Raw genomic sequence first — 17,792 nt, 5'->3', positions numbered from 1 at the left:
CCGAGGAGTGCGCCCTCAACCTCACGCTGGGCGGCGACGCGCTCGACGGCGAACCGCTCACCTTCACCGGCACCGTGATCGAACCGGCGGCAGGCGGCACCCGGCCGTGCGTCCCCGAGAGCCTCGGCACGGGCGCCACCTCGGCCTGCTGCTCGCCGCGGAGTTCACAGGTGCTGCCTGACCATCCCCCTCCGGCCCGCCCGCACCGGACGCCTCCTGCCCGCCACGCTGCTCCTGGCAGGCGGCCTGGCCTTCCTCACCGGCTGGCCCGGGCACCTACGCCTACGTGTGCACCGTGCACCGTTATCACCCATATTGAGCCACGTCCCCCCGACCCAACAAGCCGGTGACCTGTGCGCGTACGACCTCCCACGCGGCGGTCGGCAGGTCTCCGAAGGCCGTCGCGCGCAGCGCGTGCAGGGCCTCCTCGGGGTTCGTGACGCACGGAGTGCTGCCGCTGAGCACGTCATAACCGTCGCGCACCGCGACCCGCAGCCGGTCGCCGTCGTCGTCGCCATCGCCGCCGTTCTCGTGCACCGCCGAGGCGACGACGAGGGGCGGCGGTCCGCCTGCCTCGCCGGCCAGTTTCCGATACGCGCAGGCGATGGGTGCACGCCAGCGCAGGCTGAGCAGGAGGGGGCGCTTGGCCACGAGTTCGGCCAGGTCCGTCTCATGGACGCCGTCGGTCTCCAGCACCGTCGCCCGGGCGTCCAGGACGATCGCCGCGGGCAGCAGACAGCGCAGTGTGCTGCCGACGAGGTTGCCGCCGACCGTCGCCGTCCGCCGCACGGCCCCGGTGCCCACCGCGGCGGCCGCGAGGCGCAGCACGTCCGGCACCCGGTCGTCCACCCGGTGCAGGACCACGGCTCCGCCCACCGTCTCCCGTCCCAGGACGTTGGCCTCCGGCAACTCCCGCAGGGACATGGCCAGTTCGGGGAATCCGTCGCGCTGCCATGTGGCCCACAGGAGCGTGGCCCCGCCGATCGGCACGGTCCCCTCGGCCAGGTACTCCTGCGCTTCGGACACCGACGTGGGGAGACGCAACAACACAGCGACCGGCCTGCCTTCCTCCGTAGTTGACCGAAGGCGGTGAGTGGTGTTCTGGCCAACCGCCCTCGCCAGGGCAGTCTTCTCGCCCGGGCGGGGGCGCGTACAGGGCTCACGCGGGCACACCGTGCGCGATCTCGTCTCCCTTTTGGACCCCTGCACCGGTGACCTTGTGGACCTGTCCATGACGTCCGTGGTGAGGGCAGCGTGGGCGGTATGGACACACCTTCCGCTCCGTTCGCCCAGCTCGTCCCCGGCATGGTCGGGATGGCGCTGGTCGGCAGCAGCGTGAGCGTCTCGCGCACGCTCGTCGATGCCCCGCTGTTCACCACCCAGGCGGTCCGGTACGCGGCCGCGACCGTGATCCTGCTGGTCATGGCCCGGATCGCCGGTGCTCGGCTGGTGTGGCCGCGGGGCCGGGAGTGGTTGTGGCTGGCCGGGATCGCGGTCACCGGTCTGGTGCTGTTCAACGTGGCCGTGGTCCGGGGCGTCGGCCATGCGGAGCCCGCGGTGATCGCGGTCGCGGTCGCGTGCGTGCCGGTGGTTCTGGGGGTGGTGGGCCCGGTGCTGGAGCGGCGCAGGCCGAGCCGGCAGGTCCTGTGGGCGGCGCCTGTCGTCATGGCGGGCGCGGTACTGGTGGAGGGAACGGGCCGTACCGATGCCGTCGGGGTGGCGTGGGCGGCGCTGGCCCTGGGCTGCGAGGCCGCGTTCACGCTGCTCGCGGTGCCGGTCCTGCGGCGGCATTCGCCGTGGGGGGTGTCCGTGCACGCGATGTGGCTGGCCGGTGTGCTGCTGGCCGTCCTCGGCACGGCGACGGAAGGGCCGTCGGCCGTACGGGAGGTGTCCGGATCCCAGTGGGCGGCCGCAGGTTATCTGGCGTTGATGGTGACGGCGGTCGCCTTCGTGTTGTGGTACTCGACCGTCCGCGCGGTGGGAGCGGGGCGAGCGGGGTTGCTCACCGGCATCGCGCCGCTGGCCGCGGCGGTCGTCGGCGCCGTCTCGGGCGGCGGCGCGCCGCGGCCGTCGGTGTGGCTGGGCATCGCCGTGCTGATCCTGGGCCTGGTCGGTGGCCTGCGTCCGCGGGGCGTTCCCGGCGGAGAGGCCGCGGAGCTCGATCCCCCGGCCGCGGCGGCTCCTTCGCCGGCCTCCGCGCGCTCCAGGTAGCGGGAGATCCAGGCTGTAGGCCCCAGTCCCCCGTCCAGGAGCCAAGAGCAGCAGGCTCGTGGTCAGAGCCGTACAGGCACGTCCGAGGGAGCCACGTCTTCTGCGCATGCGTTCCCCTTGCCGTCGGGGGCTTCCTCCGCGCGAGCGGTCCCGCCGGTTTCCGGAATCCCTCCGTCACCAAGTCGGCGTAAGTAGGGTGATATGCATGAAGGCACTTTTGTTGTCTGGTGGCTCAGGTACCCGATTGCGCCCCATAACCCATACTTCGGCGAAGCAACTTGTACCGGTCGCGAACAAACCGGTGCTGTTCTACGGACTGGAGGCGATCGCCGGGGCGGGCATCACCCAGGTGGGGATCATCGTCGGGGACACCGCCGAGGAGATCCGGGATGCGGTCGGGGACGGTTCCGCGTGGGGACTGGACGTCACCTACATCCCGCAGGCGGCGCCGCTGGGGCTGGCCCATGCGGTGCTGATCGCCCGTGAGTTCCTGGGCGACGACGACTTCGTGATGTACCTCGGCGACAACTTCGTCGTCGGAGGCATCACGGATCTGGTGGACGCCTTCCGCACCGAACGGCCGCAGGCGCAGATCCTGTTGACGAAGGTGCCGGACCCGACCGCGTTCGGGGTGGCAGAACTGGACGCGGCGGGCCAGGTGATCGGCCTGGAGGAGAAGCCGAGGCATCCCAAGAGCGAGCTGGCGCTGGTCGGCGTGTACCTGTTCTCGTCGGCGATCCATGAGGCCGTGCGCTCCATCCAGCCGTCCGGACGCGGCGAGTTGGAGATCACCGACGCGATCCAGTGGCTGATCGACGCGGGATGCGATGTGCGGTCCACGACCATCTCCGGGTACTGGAAGGACACCGGGAACGTCACGGACATGCTCGAGGTCAACCGCTCGGTCCTGGAGACCCTGGAGCGCCGGATCGACGGCACGGTCGACGACGACAGCGAGATCATCGGCCGGGTGCGGATCGAACCCGGGGCGAAGGTCACCGGCAGCCGGATCGTGGGACCGGTGGTCGTCGGCGCGAACACCGTGATCACCGACTCGTACGTCGGCCCCTTCACCTCGATAGCCGGGGACTGCCGGATCGACGACAGCGAGATCGAGTACTCGATCGTGCTGCGGGACTCCTCGGTGAGCGGGGTCCGGCGGGTGGAGGCCTCCCTCATCGGACGCAACGTCGAGGTGACTCCCGCGCCCCGCAAGCCCGCCGCACACCGTCTCGTCCTCGGCGACCACAGCAAGGTGCAGATTGCGTCATGACGGCTCCCGCCTTTCCCACTCCGACCCACCCGACCCGGATTCTGGTGACCGGCGGTGCCGGTTTCATCGGCTCGCACTACGTCCGCACACTCCTCGGTCCGGCCGGCCCGGGTGATGTGGCGGTCACGGTGCTGGACAGGCTCACCTACGCGGGCAACCCGGCCAATCTCGACGAGGTGCGCGATCACCCCGGATTCGCCTTCGTCCACGGTGACATCTGTGACGCCGCGCTGGCCGACGAGCTCCTCGCGACGCACGACCAGGTGGTCCACTTCGCCGCCGAGTCGCATGTGGACCGCTCGATCCTGGGCGCCGCCGAGTTCGTCCGGACCAATGTCCTGGGCACGCAGACCCTGCTGGACGCGGCGCTGCGGCACGGAGGTGCGAAGACCTTCGTGCACATCTCCACCGACGAGGTGTACGGCTCCATCGACTTCGGCTCCTGGCCGGAGACGGACCCGCTGCGCCCCAACTCCCCGTACGCCGCCTCCAAGGCGGCAGGCGACCTGATGGCCCTCGCCCACCACCGCACCCACGGCCTCGACGTGCGGGTGACCCGCTGCTCCAACAACTACGGGCACCATCACTTCCCCGAGAAGGTCATCCCGCTGTTCATCACGAACCTGCTGGACGGGAAGAAGGTCCCGCTGTACGGCGACGGCGGCAACATCCGCGACTGGCTGCACATCGACGACCACGTCCAGGGCATCGAGCTGGTGCGCACCAAGGGGCGCGCCGGTGAGGTCTACAACATCGGCGGCGGCACCGAGCTGACCAACAAGGAGCTGACCGCACTGCTGCTGGAGGCCTGCGGCGCGGACTGGGACACCAGCGTCGAGCATGTCGCCGACCGGAAGGGGCACGACCGCCGTTACTCCGTGGACTGCGCGAAGATCCGCGGCGAACTCGGCTACGAGCCCCGCAAGGATTTCGCCACCGGCCTTGCGGAGACGGTCACTTGGTACCGCGAGAACCGCGCCTGGTGGGAGCCGCTGAAGGAGCGAGCGGCGCTCTAGTGCCGTATCCACACCCTTTCGACGACGAACAGGGGACCATGAGCACCACTTGGCTGATCACCGGCGCCGCCGGAATGCTCGGGCAGGATGTCCTCGCGCGGCTGCGCGGGGAAGGCGAGGAGGCCGTCGGCCTGGCCCGGGGCGGTCTCGACATCACGGACGCCGGCACCGTGCACGACGCGATCGGCGCGCACCGGCCCCGGATCGTGCTCAACTGCGCCGCGTGGACGGCCGTTGACGACGCCGAGGAGCACGAGGCGGACGCCCTGCGGGTCAACGGCGACGGGCCCCGGCACCTCGCCGAGGCGTGCGCCAGGACGGGCGCCAGGCTGATCCAGGTCTCGACGGACTACGTGTTCGCGGGCGACGGCACCGGCCCGTATCCCGAGGACGCCCCGACGGCACCGCGCAGCGCCTACGGACGTACCAAGCTGGCGGGGGAACAGGCGGTGCTGGCGGCGCTCCCGGACACGGGGTACGTCGTGCGTTCTGCCTGGTTGTACGGGGCCGGCGGCGGCAACTTCGTCGACACGATGATCAGGCTGGAGTCGGTCAGGGACACCGTCGACGTGGTCGACGACCAGCGCGGACAGCCCACGTGGGCGGCGGACCTCGCGGACCGGCTCGTACGGCTGGGGCGTGCCGCCCTGGCCGGTTCCGCGCCCGGCGGGGTCTACCACGGCACCAGCGCCGGGGAGACGACTTGGTTCGGCCTGGCCCGGGAGATCTTCCGGCTGCTCGGCGCGGATCCCGGCCGGGTACGGCCGACCACCAGCACGGCCTTCGCACGGCCCGCTCCCCGCCCCGCGTACAGCGTCCTGGGGCACGACCGCTGGCGCCGGACCGGGATCGAACCGATCCGTCCCTGGCGCGAGGCGCTGCGGGCGGCTTTTCCCGCTCTGCTCGACGAGAAGAAGGGTTCAGCCCGGTGAACTTCAGGATCCAGCCGACCGCTCAGGTCGACGAGACGGCCACGATCGGTGACGGGACGACGGTCTGGGACCTGGCCCAGATCCGGGAGGACGCCCGGCTGGGCAGCGGGTGCATCGTGGGGCGGGGAGCGTATGTCGGCCCGGGGGTGCGGATCGGCGACAACGTGAAGCTCCAGAACTACGCGTTGGTCTACGAACCCGCGGTGCTCGGTGACGGCGCGTTCGTCGGCCCGGCGGCGGTGCTGACCAACGACTACTTCCCCCGTTCGGTGGACCCGCGGGGCCGTCTCAAGCGCGGCGGCGACTGGGAGCCGGTGGCGGTGGTGGTGGGCGAGGGAGCGTCCCTGGGGGCCCGTTCGGTGTGCGTGGCGCCGGTGCGTGTCGGTCGCTGGGCCCTGGTGGCGGCGGGTGCCGTGGTGACGAAGGACGTGCCGGACTTCGCGCTCGTGGCCGGCGTTCCGGCGCGCCGGATCGGCTGGGTCGGCCGGGCCGGCGTGCGACTGGTCGAGCGGAAGGGCGAGCCGGGCGGATGGGAGTGCCCCGAGACGGGGGCACTGTACGACGAGAAGGACGGCGAACTCGTCGAGCGCTCATGACGTCTCGTCGAGCGCGTATGACGTCCGATTCTCCCAAAACACCGATCCTCGAACACGCGCAGGCATAACATGTGTGCGAACTGTGCAGGACGGGCACAGTTAGCGCACACATACCTGTGCCCAGGGGGGGTTACCGGGTGGGGATACCTGTGTCTGAAGCGAGGAGTGACGACCGCTCCGTCGCCTGACGTCTGACGTTATGACGCTCTGATGTCTGACGTTCTGATGTCTGACGTTCCGTTGTCTGCCTTTCCGCCGCGTGGCCGTTCGCGACGCGGCGATCACGAGTCTGCGCAAAAAAAGAGGACCCACAGGGGGGTTGGTGTGCGCAAAAGATGACGATCACACGCCTGGCGGCGCTCGGCCGTGAGGAGCCGCCGCTGCTCGCGCTGGCCCGGCGACTGCTCGCGGTCGCCGAGTCGGGGCTTCCGTCGATGCTGCTCCCCGGTGGTGAGGCCTTCGCGTTCACCATGGCCGGGCGCAAGGCTCCCGGTGGTTCCTGGACCCTGGAGCGGCGCGGGACCAGTACCCGGTACGCGGCCATCACCGCGCTGGGGGCCCGGTTCCTGCCCGAGGACCGCCAGCGCGCGGTGCTCGGCGGGCGTACCGCCGAGGAGTTCACGGGTCTGCTGATCGAATCGCTGCCCGGGGTGGCCAACCTCGGCGACGCGGCGCTCATCGCCTGGGCCGCCGCCGAGACCGGACATCCCAAACTGTCCGACGCCGTCGCACGGGTCGCGGCCCTGGACGAGGACGGCCGGCCGCAGTACACCGTCGAGGCCGCATGGGTGCTGTCCGCGCTCGCGGCGGCTCGCGGCACGGTCGACGTGGAGAGCCGTTTCACCGCGGCCCGCGACCGTCTGCTGCGGGCCCGGATCGGGAACAGCCCGCTGTTCCCGCACGCCACCGGGCCCGGCCTCGTGCCCTGGTACCGGGCCCACGTGAGCTGCTTCGCCGACCAGACGTACCCGCTCCAGGCCCTGGCCCGCGCGCACGCCGGCGGCGACGGCGGCGGCGATCCGCAGGCACTGGCCGCGGCCGATGCGTGCGCGACACGCATCTGCGAGCTCCAGGGCGACGGCGGGCAGTGGTGGTGGCACTACGACGCGCGCACCGGCGGTGTCGTGGAGGGCTACCCCGTCTACAGCGTCCACCAGCACGCGATGGCGCCGACCGCCCTGTTCGACCTCGCCGACGCCGGCGGCACCGACTTCGGCGCGTCGGTCCGCAAGGGTCTGCGCTGGATGACGGACGTGCCCGAACTGGCCGAACGCCCGGAGCACCGCGAGCCGTTGATCCTCGACGAGCTCGGCGCCACCTGGCGCAAGGTCTACCGCGGCGACCCGAGGAAGGCCGTACGCGCCGCCCGCGGACTCGGCACCCGGGTCGCTCCCAACCTCCGGCTGAAGTCCCTGGACCGGCTGTACCGGCCGCTCTCCGTGGACCGCGAATGCCGGCCCTACGAGTTCGGCTGGATGCTCCACGCCTGGCAGGGGGGCCGCATATGAAGGCGCGTCAGTCCCTCTTCGGCATCGAGCTGGACCCGCTGACCATGGACGAGACCGTACAGCGCTGCCTGGAGGCGGTCCGGGACGGCAGACAGCTCGAGATCGGGGTCGTCAACGCCGCGAAGCTGGTGAACATGCGGCGGGATGCCCGGCTCGCCCGGGCCGTGACCGGCTGCGATCTCGTCCTCGCCGACGGACAGGCCGTGGTCTGGGCCGGCCGGGTGTTACGCGCCCCGCTGCCGGAACGGGTGGCCGGTATCGACCTGTTCCTGCGCCTGCTGGCCGAGGCGGAATCGGCCGGCATGTCGGTGTACTTCCTCGGCGCCAGACAGGACGTGCTCGATCACATGCTGCGCCGGGTCGCCGACCGCTTCCCGCGCCTGAAGGTGGCCGGCAGCCGCAACGGCTACTTCGACGACTCCCAGCAGGAGGCGATAGCGGAGGAGATCGCCCGAAGCGGCGCGCAGATGCTGTTCCTGGGCATGACCTCGCCCAAGAAGGAGATCTTCACCGCCGCCTACGGCGCACGCACCGGCGCCCGCGTCGTCCACGGTGTCGGCGGCTCCTTCGACATCCTGGCCGGGGTCACCAAGCGGGCCCCCGAGTCCTGGCAGCGGCGGGGGCTCGAATGGCTCTACCGCGCACTGCAGGAGCCGCGCCGCCTGGGCCGGCGCTATCTCACCACCAATGCTGCCTTCGTCCTCATGACGGCGCGAGAGTTCCTCCGGCTCACCCCGTCGACCGCTCCCGCGAACAGGAGTCACTGATGCGCGTCGTCGTGGTTGGACAGGGATACGTCGGCCTGCCACTGGCCATCCGCGCCGCCGAGGTCGGACACGAGGTGATCGGCTACGACGTCGACTCCCGGCGGGTCAAGAGCCTCTCCGCCGGCGAGTCCTTCGTCGAGGACGTCTCCTCCGAGCGGATCCGGGCGGCCCTGGACCGGGGCACCTACCGTCCGAGCGAATCGGCCCGCGACTGCGGCGGCTTCGACGTCGCCGTCGTGACCGTGCCGACCCCGCTGCACGAGGGCATGCCCGACCTCCGCTACATCAAGGAATCGGCGGTCACCCTCGCCCGCTATCTGCGCCCAGGTGCCACCGTCGTCCTGGAGTCGACCACATATCCCGGCACCACCCAGGAGCTGTTCGCGCCGATCCTGGAGGACGGCTCGGGTCTCACCGCCGGGCCCGACTTCCATCTCGGCTACAGCCCCGAGCGGATCGATCCGGGAAACGCGGTCTGGGGTTTCAAGGAGACGCCGAAAGTCGTGTCCGGCGTCGACGCGGCGTCGCTCAAGGCCGTGCAGGACTTCTACGCACAGCTCGTCGACACCACCGTGCCGGTGAGGTCGCCCAAGGAGGCCGAACTCGCCAAGCTGCTGGAGAACACCTTCCGCCATGTGAACATCGCGCTGGTCAACGAGATCGCGATGTTCGCGCATCACCTGGACATCGACGTCTGGCAGGCCATCGACGCCGCCTCCACCAAGCCCTTCGGCTTCATGAGGTTCACGCCGGGACCGGGCGTCGGCGGCCACTGCCTGCCGATCGACCCCTCGTACCTGTCCTGGCGGGTGCAGCGCGAACTCGGTCAGAGCTTCCGCTTCGTGGAGCTGGCCAACGACATCAACAACCACATGCCCGAGTACGTGGCGCGCCGGATCAGCGACCTGTTCAACGAAAGACGCCGTTCCGTGAACGGCTCGCGGATCCTGCTGCTCGGCCTGGCGTACAAGAAGAACACCGGCGACGCCCGAGAGTCGCCCGCGCTACGCATTTCCCAGCTGCTGCTCGACATGGGGGCCCAGGTCAAGGCGGCGGACCCGCACGTCGTCGAGGGCCTGCCGGTGGACACCCGGCTGGTGCGGGTCGAACTGACGCAGGAGGAGCTGGAGTCCGCCGATGTGGTGGTGCTGCTCGCCGACCACGACAGCTTCGACTACGAACTCATCGCCGAACACGCTCCGTTCGTCCTCGACTGCCGTCGACGGCTGCCCTCCCGACCCACGATCGAGGTGCTCTGAGCCATGCCGCGCATCGTCTGTGTCGCCGGGGCGCGACCCAACTACATGAAGATCAAACCGGTGATGGACGCCCTGGAACGCCGGGGCGCCGAGGTGGTACTCGTCCACACCGGCCAGCACTACGACCCGGCCATGAACGACGTGTTCTTCGCCGATCTCGGCATCCGGCCGCCCGACCGCTTCCTCGGCGTCGGGTCCGGCACCCATGCCGAGCAGACCGGACGCGTGATGACCGCGTTCGAGCCCCTGCTCGGCGAGGTCTCCCCGGACGTCGTCGTCGTGGTAGGCGACATCAACTCCACCCTGGCCTGCGCCCTCGTGACGGCCAAGGCCGGACCGCTGCTGGCGCATGTCGAGGCCGGGCTGCGCAGCCGCGACTGGAGCATGCCGGAGGAGATCAACCGCGTCGTCACCGACCGCGTCAGCGACTATCTGCTGGCGCCTTCGCCCGACGCCGCCGACAACCTGCGCGCGGAGGGGTACCGGGACGACCAGGTCCACCTCGTCGGCAACGTCATGATCGACACGCTGCTGGCCAACCTGGAGCGGGCCAGGAGCTCGGACGTCCTGGGCCGGTACGGCCTGGCCAGGGGCGAGTACGGCCTGGTCACCCTGCACCGCCCCGCCAACGTGGACGACGCCGAGGTCCTCGCCGCGCTCCTGAAGGCCCTGGGTGAGATCGCCGGCCGCTGCCCGCTGCTGCTGCCCGTGCACCCGCGCGCGGCGCAGCGGCTGGCCGACATCGGCGTCCCCGGCGGAATCCGGCTCGTACCGCCCGCCGGATACCTGGACTTCATCGCCCTGCAGGACTCCGCCCGGCTCGTGCTGACCGACTCGGGCGGCGTACAGGAGGAGACCACGGCGCTGGGTGTGCCGTGCGTGACCCTGCGGGACAACACCGAGCGGCCCATCACCGTCGAGCAGGGCACCAATGTGCTGGCCGGCCGGGATCCGGCGCGCATCGTGACCACCGTGAACCGGGTGCTGGACGATCCGCCCGCGCCGCGTCGGCCCGAGCTGTGGGACGGTCGCGCGAGCGACCGCATCGCCGACGTGCTGCTGGGGGGAGGCACCGCCCGCACGCGGCCGAGGCCCACCGACCGAACGTTCCCCATATGATCCGCTTGCCACATATGCTCGTCGAACGTCGGGGCGCGAGGGGGGACCACCATGGATCTGGCTGAGATATTCCGTGTCATGCGCAGGCGCTGGTACATCCTGCTGCCCGGGCTGCTGCTGACCGCCGGTCTGATGGTCGCCGTGGCCCTGCTGGTTCCGGTCACCTATCAGTCGCAGAGCACGGTGGTTCTGCTGAACTCCCAGAAGGCCACCGTGGCCTATGACGGCAACCCGTTCCTGAGCACCCAGACCTCGCTCACCGGCATGGCCGACAGTCTGGCCCGCAATCTCAACTCCGACGGCTCCGTCCGGGAGCTCAAGTCCCGCGGCGCCACGGGGACTTTCGAGGCCAAGCTCGCCGACAACGCACAGGGGCCGCTGATGTGGCTCACCGTCACCGGCACCGACAAGGCCGCCGTCCTGTCCTCGGACCGCATCCTGACCGCGTATGCCAAGGAGCGGCTGGATCAGTTCCAGCAACAGCAGTCGGTCGCCCCGAAGGCCATGATCCGTATGACGGCCGTCGTGCCCCCGCAGAACCCGGTGGCGCAGACCAAGACCCGGCTCGAGTACATGATCATGGGCGGGTGCCTGGGCCTGGTGCTGAGCCTGGTCGCCGTCTTCTACGTGGAGGCGCGCCGCCGGTCGCAGACGTCCGCGCGACCGGAAGAACCCGCACAGCCGGTCGCCGCCCCCCAGCCGGCGGCCGGAGAACCGGTCGCGGACCAGACCATCGCCCTCCGGACGACGCCCAGTTGGTCGCGGACCGCGGAGAACAGGTCCGCCGAGAACCGGTCCGCCGCGGAGCCGAGGGCCGGGCGGCCCGTCGTGGCCGTGGCGCCCGCCGCCGAGCCGCTCGACGAGGAATCGACTCATGGACAGCGTTCGCACACCGGACAGCGAGACCGCTGAGCCGAGCGACACCCCCGCCACCAACTCCCTCGGCCGAAAGGTCCGTTCGGCGGCCCGCTGGAGCCTGGTCAACACCGTGGTGATGCGCCTCGGCAACTTCGCCACCGGCATCCTGCTGGCGCGCTTCGCCCTCGGACCGGCCCAGTGGGGCGTGTACGGCATCGCGCAGACCGTGCTCCTGGTCCTGCTCTCCGCGAACGAACTGGGCGTCAGCCTGGCCATCGTCCGCTGGGACGGCGACCCCCGCCGGTTCGCGCCGACCGTGCTGACCCTGGCCACCGCGTCCAGCGGCCTGCTGTACGCCGCCCTCTTCGTCTCGGCACCGACGGTGGCCGGGCTGCTCGACTCGCCCGACGCCTCGGGTGTCCTGCGGGTGATGTGCCTGTGCCTGGTGATCGACGGGGTGGCCCAGGTGCCCGCCGGCTTCCTGACCCGGGAGTTCGCGCAGGGCAGGCGGATGCTCATCGACGCGCTCAACTTCGTCCTCAGTACCGGCGTGACGCTGGTGCTGGCCTTCGCCGGCTGGGGGGCCATGAGCTTCGCCTGGGGCGCGGTCGCGGGAAACATCGCCGCCCTCGTCGGCTGTGCCCTGGCCGCTCCCGGCACGCTGCGGTTCGGCTGGGATACCCAACAGGCCCGCGCGCTGCTGGAGTTCGGGCTTCCGCTGGCGGGCGCGAGCCTTCTCGCGCTCGCCGTGGTCAACGTGGACACCATGGTCGTCGGCTCCACGCTCGGCGGAGTCTCCCTCGGCTTCTACGTCCTGGCCTTCAACATGTCCGGCTGGCCGGTGCGTGTCATCTCCGAGGCCGCCCGCCGCGTGTCCTTCGCCGGCTTCTCCCGCCTCGCCGACTCACCGCAGGCCCTCGCCCGTGGCTTCAGCCGCGCTCTGGGCGTCCTGGTCACCGGCACCGTACCCCTGTGCGTGCTGCTCGGCGGCCTCGCCGCCCCCGTCGTCCACCTGGTGTACGGGAGCACGTGGCTGCCCGCCGCCGACGCGCTGCCCTGGCTGATGGCTCTGGGCCTGGTCCGCATCGGCTGTGAGCTCGCCTACGACTGCCTCGTCGCCACCGGGCAGCGCCGCTCCCTGATCCTCACCCAGGGGCTGTGGGTCGTCGCCCTGATCCCCGTCCTCGTCGTCGGCGCACGGCTCCACGGCATCGTCGGCGTCTCCCAGGGCCATGTGCTGGTCGCCGCCGGACTCGTCGTACCCGCGTTCCTCTACGCCCTCGGGCAGGCCGGGATCGGCCTCGGGCCCCTCGCCAGGGCCTGCGCCTGGCCCTTCCTCGGAGGAGCCGTGATGACCCTGGTCGTCCTCGCCGCGAAGCGGATCCTGGGCGACGGCACCCTCGCCCTGTTCGGCATCGGCGCGGTCGCCCTGGGCTGCTATGTGGTGTGCGTGCTGCCCAGCCGCCGTTTCCTGCTCGGCTCCCCGGAACCGGAGACCGTATGACGAGGCTCCGGCGCCTGCTCGCCGTCCTGGCCCTCCTGCTGTGCGCCGCGTGTGCCTCGAGCTCCTCGAGCTCCTCGGGCTCCTCGGGCTCGTCGGGCTCCTCGGGTTCCTCAGGCTCCTCGGGCTCCTCGGGCTCCTCAGGCACCGACGCCGCGCCGCCCGCCCGGAGCCACTCCCCCGGCGCGTCTCCGACCGCCACCGCGGCACCGGGCGAAGCCGGCTTCCCCGACGCCCGCACCACCGGCCCCCGTATCCCCCTGGCACCGCACTCCACGGGGAACATGAGCGTCAAGACCGACGGGACCGTCATCAAAGGGTGGGACATCACCGGCTCACTCGACGTCTACGCCAACGACGTGACCATCATCGACAGCAAGATCACCTCCGCCAACTGGTGGGGGGTCAACCTGCGCCCCGGCTACCACGGCCTGCGGGTCCTCCACACCACGATCACCGCCGTCCCCGGCCAGGGCCCCGACAACGGCGGAGTGGACTACGCCGTGTCCAACATGGGCACCAGCTCCGTCGAGGTCGGCTGGTGCGACATCTCCGTCTTCGGCAACGCCCTCTCCATGGGCCAGGGTCACCTCCACGACAACTACGTCCACGGCCTCGTCCCCTTCCGCAACAACGGCGGCGAGTGGCAGCACACCGATGCGGTGATCAGCGGCGGCGGCACCAAGGGCAAGCTGATCATCCGCCACAACACCCTGCTCAACCCCGTCGCCGTCGACCGGGGAGCGTCCGCCGCCCTGGGCCTGTTCGCCGACACCGGCCATGTCTACGACACCGTCGTCGACGGCAACCTGCTGGCCGGCGGCGCGTACGCCCTCTACGGGGGTGGCGCGGGCGCCACCGGGATCACGGTCACGAACAACGTCTTCTCCACCCGGTACCACCGCAACTCCGGCGTCTACGGAGCCGTCACCGCCTGGAACGCCCGCGGTCCGGGCAACGTCTGGCGCAACAACCACTTCTCCGACGGCACCCCGATCACCCCCGAGCCGGCCGGCTGAGAAAGAGGATCATGCGACGCATCGCCCGCGCCCCCTGGGAGCTCCTCAAGCACACCTTCGGCTGGCTCGTCCTCTTCGAGCTGCGCAACAAGGTCCTGCTCCTGCCCTCCGCACTGCGGCTGCGCCGCTTCGAAGGCGCAGAGGTCCGCCGCCTCGCGGCCGCCGCCGCACCCCTGCCCGCCGCCCTCGTCGCCACGGTCATCGCCACCCACCGCCGCCCGGACGAACTGCGGGCGGCCGTCCGGTCGGCCCTGGCACAGACCGTGCGCGATCAGGTCGTGGTCGTCGTCGACGACGGCGCCGGCCTCCCCGAACTCCCCGACGACCCACGGCTGTTCGCCGTCTCGCTGGCGCGCAACACCGGCGTGGCCGGCGTCGTGCGCAATGTCGGCATCCGCCTCACCCGCTCGCGGTACGTGGCCTTCCTGGACGACGACAACCTGTGGGAAGCCGACCATCTCCAACGGGCGCTGGCGGTCCTGGAGTCCCCCGGCGGGCCGGACGGCGTCTACACGGCGCTGCGCCGTGTCCTGCCGGACGGGAGGGAGCGGGACATCCTGTCCGTGCCGTTCGACCGTCGCCGGGCCGCTCGTGAGTCCTTTCTGGACACCAACGCGTTCGTCGCGCGGCGCAACCGGGCCTTGCACTTCAGCCGTCTGCGGCGCACGCCGGACGTGCTCCCGCGTGAGGACTGGGAGCTGGTCCGGCGGTACGGCCGCCGGCACCGCGTGCGCCATGTGCCGTACGCCACCGTGCGGTACCTGGTCAACCCCGGGAGTTTCTACACGACGTGGTCCGGCTGAGGTCCTGGAGTGGCCCGCAGGGCGCCCGGCTTGAGCAGCGCGGCCGCCGCCGCCCTGCTGGCCCTCCTGCCGAGGGCCGCCCTCGACGTCTCGCGCAGGAACACGGCACCTCGGAAGCACGCCGTTGCGACGGCGCCGTGGCGCCGCCCGTACAACCGCACCCGGTTGAGCGTGAGCAGGGCCCACAGCCGGGGCGAGACCTGGGAGTCGCCCCCCAGGTGCACCGCCTCGGCCGTCGGCTCCAGTTGCGTGCCGTACCCCAGGTCCCGCGCGCGCAGGCAGTACTCGGTCTCCTCCGAGTAGAGGAAGAAGGACTCGTCCCACGGACCGCAGGCGGCCAGGCAGTCGGCCGAGACGGCCATGAGGGCGCCGGTCGCCCAGTCCGCGCGCGTGGGCCGTCGATACGCGGCGGGGTCGGTGACGAGTTCGCTGAGGCGCGGGAACCGCCCGGCCCGGCGGTTGCCGATGACGGCTTCACCGAGGGCCCTCAGCACGCTCGACTCGCGGCGCAGCGAGTAGTGGGGCGTGTCCCGGCCCTCTTCGTACAGAAGGGGTACGGCGATCCCCACTCCGTCGCCGAGGCGCTCGACGAGCCGTTCGGCGCAGCCCTGCCGCATCCGGATGTCGGGGTTGCAGATGAGAGCGACGCCGTACTCACCGGCGGCTCCCAGCGCCGCGTTGATGCCGGCGGCGTACCCGGCGTTGCGGCCGGTCTGGACGATGGTGGCGTCGGGGGCCAGCTTCTGGAGAACCTCGACGGTGTCGTCCGCCGAGTCGTTGTCGGCGACCACCAGCCGCCAGTCGAGGCCGGCCATGCCCTCGCCGAGCGCGGCGAGGAACCCGGGGAGCACCGGGGCGCTGTTCCAGGTGACGACGATGACGGCGACGGGGCTCATCGGGACTCCACGAGTTGGGGGAGCTGGACTTCTGTGGTCTGACCGGGGCCCTGGACCGCGGCGGCGGCAGCCTCGCGCCGTACGAAGCCCAGATAGCTGCCCCCCGCCCCCAGGATCAGGAAGAACATGCCGGCGAACATGGGGAAGCTGAGCGAGTCGAAGGTGGCGCTGATGACCATGGCGACCAGTGACGAGGCGAAGAAGGCCTGGCCCAGCTCGCGATCGGACTCGGTGCGGGCCAGGCGCCGGATGGTGCCGCCGTGGTGGATGCCGGTGATGAACAGCAGGAGCAGGGCGAGAAGCCCGAGCACGCCCATCTCGGCCAGGCCCAGCATGTACTGGTTGTCCGTGAAGAAGTACAGGTCCGGAGTGAAGGTGCCGAAGCCCCGTCCGAACCACGGATGTTCCTTCAGATAGGGCATGATCGCGCTGTACTTGACCGTACGGGCCTGAGTGCTGCTGTCGGAGTTGGAGAGAAACGAGGCGAACAGGCCCGTGATCGTGCCGATCAGTCCGGGAACGAGGACCTTGAACACGGCCACGGAGGCCGCCATCACGGCGATCGCGGCCCAGCGCCGGGCCGGTTTCCAGCGCGGCACCAGCACCAGCGCCACCAGCAGCAGGCCGATGATCGAGGTCCTCGACACCGACAGGGGCAGCGCTCCGGCCATCAGCAGCACCGGGCCCCAGCGGCGCAGCGCGTGGAGGTGGCGTCGTACCGGATCCAGGGCCTGCTGGATGGCGAAGGGCAGGAGGATCGCCAGCATGCCGGCGAACTCCAGCGGCTGGGCCGTGGTGGCCCGGGGCCGGGTGAAGGCGCCGCGGTCCATGACGCTCACCTGGGCCACGCTGGTCTGGAGCCCGGGGATGTGGATGGAGTCGGCGATGTTGGTGGCGGCGAAGAAGTCGTAGAAGCCGATCGCGGCCACGACGGACCCCATGACGACCATCCGGCGCATCAGGACGTCCAGCCGGCCGCGCTCCTGCAGGGCCGCCGAGGTCAGGACGACGAGCGACACCCACACGAGGAATCCGATGAGCCCTCGGTCGGCCCCGAGGACCTCCTCGTGCGAGCTCTCGCGCATCGCGTCCGCGATGTACGCCGCCAGCACGGCCAGCCCGAGCCCGCACAGCGCGACCCGGGGGGTCCTGGTCCCCGGCGCCGGAAGGATACGGCCGCCGAGCCAGGTCGCGAGGTACCACAACAGTCCGAGCAGGGCGAAGACGTTGGCCGGGGTGCCGACGCCGCCGAGCGCGGGCAGGGCCAGGTTGGACGGGATGAAGAAGGCCAGCACCAGGTAGACGGTGAGGACCGCCGTGGCGTCGACCCGTCGGCCGAGCAGGCCTGCTCGTACCCGCCGGCGGCCGGGGGCATCCCGGGGGCGCGGGGCGAGGCCGTTCCCGGCGCGCCGCCGCCGGCGGACCACCGCGACGCCCTCCAGCAGGATCGACAGCAGGAACGCGCTGACGACGCCCAGGATGACCACCGCCGCGACGTCCTGGTAGCGGCTCTTGGACTTCGACACCGGGGTCTGCGGCAGGACGACCGGCGCGGTCTGGACGAAGTAGGTGGGCGGGACCTTCGCGGCGGCCTGCAGGGCCTTCAGCTGCTCACCGGCGAAGTCCGTCAGGGTGTTGGTCTCCCGCAGCACCTTCGCCCGGTCGGTTCCGGTGACGCTGAGCGAGAGCAGCGGGCTCTCGCTCTCCGGCGCGAAGCCGGCCGTGTACGGATCCGTGACCCCCCGGCTCTGCAACTCCTTGGCGGCGTCGGCCGATTCGAGGGTCCTGATCAGCACGTCGGCCGTGACGATCAGCGAACCGCCGGCATTGGAGATGGGGTTGCCGAACGTGGGGGCCAGCCGGGCGACGGCGGAGGAGTCCAGCAGCGCCACGGAGCTCTGGGACTGGTAGGAGACGGGCACGGTCACGTACAGATACGCGCCGCCGAGCAGACTGAGCAGGGTGAAGGGCACCATGAAGTACCAACGTCTGCGCAGAATGGCCCATATCTCACCAAGGCTCACGAACCATCCC

16 protein-coding genes are annotated in these 17,792 nt (G+C 71.0%); 13 read left to right on the top strand and 3 right to left on the bottom strand.

All coding sequences use genetic code 11. The annotated features are described in order from the left end of the window. Positions 1–306: 306 nt before the first annotated feature. The gene (locus ABT288_RS04740; protein ID WP_351602768.1) at positions 307–1,050 is read right to left on the bottom strand and encodes an FAD binding domain-containing protein; all 744 of its coding nucleotides are present in this window, start codon (positions 1,048–1,050) and stop codon (positions 307–309) included. Between the two features lie 213 nt (positions 1,051–1,263). On the opposite strand from ABT288_RS04740, the gene ABT288_RS04735 reads away from it, so the two are divergent. The 13 genes from ABT288_RS04735 (at position 1,264) to ABT288_RS04675 (ending at position 14,862) form a co-directional block, all read left to right on the top strand. Further along, on the top strand, positions 1,264–2,211 hold the full coding sequence (locus ABT288_RS04735) for a DMT family transporter (protein ID WP_351602766.1): 948 nt from the start codon (positions 1,264–1,266) through the stop codon (positions 2,209–2,211). Positions 2,212–2,416: 205 nt separating this feature from the next. After that, positions 2,417–3,484: a glucose-1-phosphate thymidylyltransferase gene (locus ABT288_RS04730; RefSeq protein ID WP_351602764.1), complete on the top strand. Its 1,068-nt coding sequence runs from the start codon at positions 2,417–2,419 to the stop codon at positions 3,482–3,484. Then, positions 3,481–4,500: a dTDP-glucose 4,6-dehydratase gene (gene rfbB / locus ABT288_RS04725; RefSeq protein WP_351602762.1), complete on the top strand. Its 1,020-nt coding sequence runs from the start codon at positions 3,481–3,483 to the stop codon at positions 4,498–4,500. Before ABT288_RS04730 ends, rfbB begins: the two co-directional genes overlap by 4 nt. Positions 4,501–4,538: 38 nt before the next feature. Further along, entirely contained in the window at positions 4,539–5,432 is an 894-nt protein-coding gene (rfbD, locus tag ABT288_RS04720) for a dTDP-4-dehydrorhamnose reductase (protein ID WP_351602760.1), read from the top strand. Further along, on the top strand, positions 5,429–6,028 hold the full coding sequence (locus ABT288_RS04715; protein ID WP_351602758.1) for an acyltransferase: 600 nt from the start codon (positions 5,429–5,431) through the stop codon (positions 6,026–6,028). The genes rfbD and ABT288_RS04715 overlap by 4 nt, the downstream gene beginning before the upstream one ends. 335 nt (positions 6,029–6,363) lie before the next feature. Next, a complete protein-coding gene (locus ABT288_RS04710) occupies positions 6,364–7,536 on the top strand; it encodes a hypothetical protein (RefSeq protein ID WP_351602756.1) in 1,173 nt (390 codons plus the stop codon). Continuing rightward, positions 7,533–8,303, top strand: a complete 771-nt coding sequence (locus ABT288_RS04705; protein WP_351602754.1) for a WecB/TagA/CpsF family glycosyltransferase — start codon at positions 7,533–7,535, stop codon at positions 8,301–8,303. The genes ABT288_RS04710 and ABT288_RS04705 overlap by 4 nt, the downstream gene beginning before the upstream one ends. Then, positions 8,303–9,562, top strand: a complete 1,260-nt coding sequence (locus ABT288_RS04700) for a nucleotide sugar dehydrogenase (protein WP_351602752.1) — start codon at positions 8,303–8,305, stop codon at positions 9,560–9,562. The genes ABT288_RS04705 and ABT288_RS04700 overlap by 1 nt, the downstream gene beginning before the upstream one ends. Positions 9,563–9,565: 3 nt before the next feature. Beyond that, entirely contained in the window at positions 9,566–10,681 is a 1,116-nt protein-coding gene (gene wecB, locus ABT288_RS04695) for a non-hydrolyzing UDP-N-acetylglucosamine 2-epimerase (protein ID WP_351602750.1), read from the top strand. A 51-nt stretch (positions 10,682–10,732) separates the two neighbouring features. Continuing rightward, positions 10,733–11,593 carry a Wzz/FepE/Etk N-terminal domain-containing protein gene (locus ABT288_RS04690; RefSeq protein ID WP_351602748.1) on the top strand — a complete coding sequence of 287 codons (861 nt, stop codon included), beginning with the start codon at positions 10,733–10,735 and terminating at the stop codon, positions 11,591–11,593. Continuing rightward, a complete protein-coding gene (locus ABT288_RS04685; protein ID WP_351602746.1) occupies positions 11,556–13,043 on the top strand; it encodes an oligosaccharide flippase family protein in 1,488 nt (495 codons plus the stop codon). The genes ABT288_RS04690 and ABT288_RS04685 overlap by 38 nt, the downstream gene beginning before the upstream one ends. Then, positions 13,040–14,059, top strand: a complete 1,020-nt coding sequence (locus ABT288_RS04680) for a hypothetical protein (protein WP_351602744.1) — start codon at positions 13,040–13,042, stop codon at positions 14,057–14,059. The genes ABT288_RS04685 and ABT288_RS04680 overlap by 4 nt, the downstream gene beginning before the upstream one ends. Before the next feature lie 11 nt (positions 14,060–14,070). Then, positions 14,071–14,862, top strand: coding sequence for a glycosyltransferase family 2 protein (locus ABT288_RS04675; RefSeq protein WP_351602742.1), 792 nt, complete (start codon positions 14,071–14,073; stop codon positions 14,860–14,862). Here ABT288_RS04675 and ABT288_RS04670 read toward each other — a convergent pair. Then, the gene (locus tag ABT288_RS04670; protein WP_351602741.1) at positions 14,841–15,758 is read right to left on the bottom strand and encodes a glycosyltransferase family 2 protein; all 918 of its coding nucleotides are present in this window, start codon (positions 15,756–15,758) and stop codon (positions 14,841–14,843) included. The genes ABT288_RS04675 and ABT288_RS04670 overlap by 22 nt on opposite strands. Then, the gene (locus ABT288_RS04665; RefSeq protein WP_351602739.1) at positions 15,755–17,782 is read right to left on the bottom strand and encodes an O-antigen ligase family protein; all 2,028 of its coding nucleotides are present in this window, start codon (positions 17,780–17,782) and stop codon (positions 15,755–15,757) included. The genes ABT288_RS04670 and ABT288_RS04665 overlap by 4 nt, the downstream gene beginning before the upstream one ends. Positions 17,783–17,792 lie beyond the last annotated feature (10 nt).

The organism is Streptomyces sp. NPDC001093 (assembly GCF_040298985.1).
In the GTDB taxonomy this organism is placed as follows: Bacteria; Actinomycetota; Actinomycetes; order Streptomycetales; family Streptomycetaceae; genus Streptomyces.
Note: the sequence above shows the minus strand (reverse complement) of the source record. Positions and strands in the feature narration are given on the sequence as shown.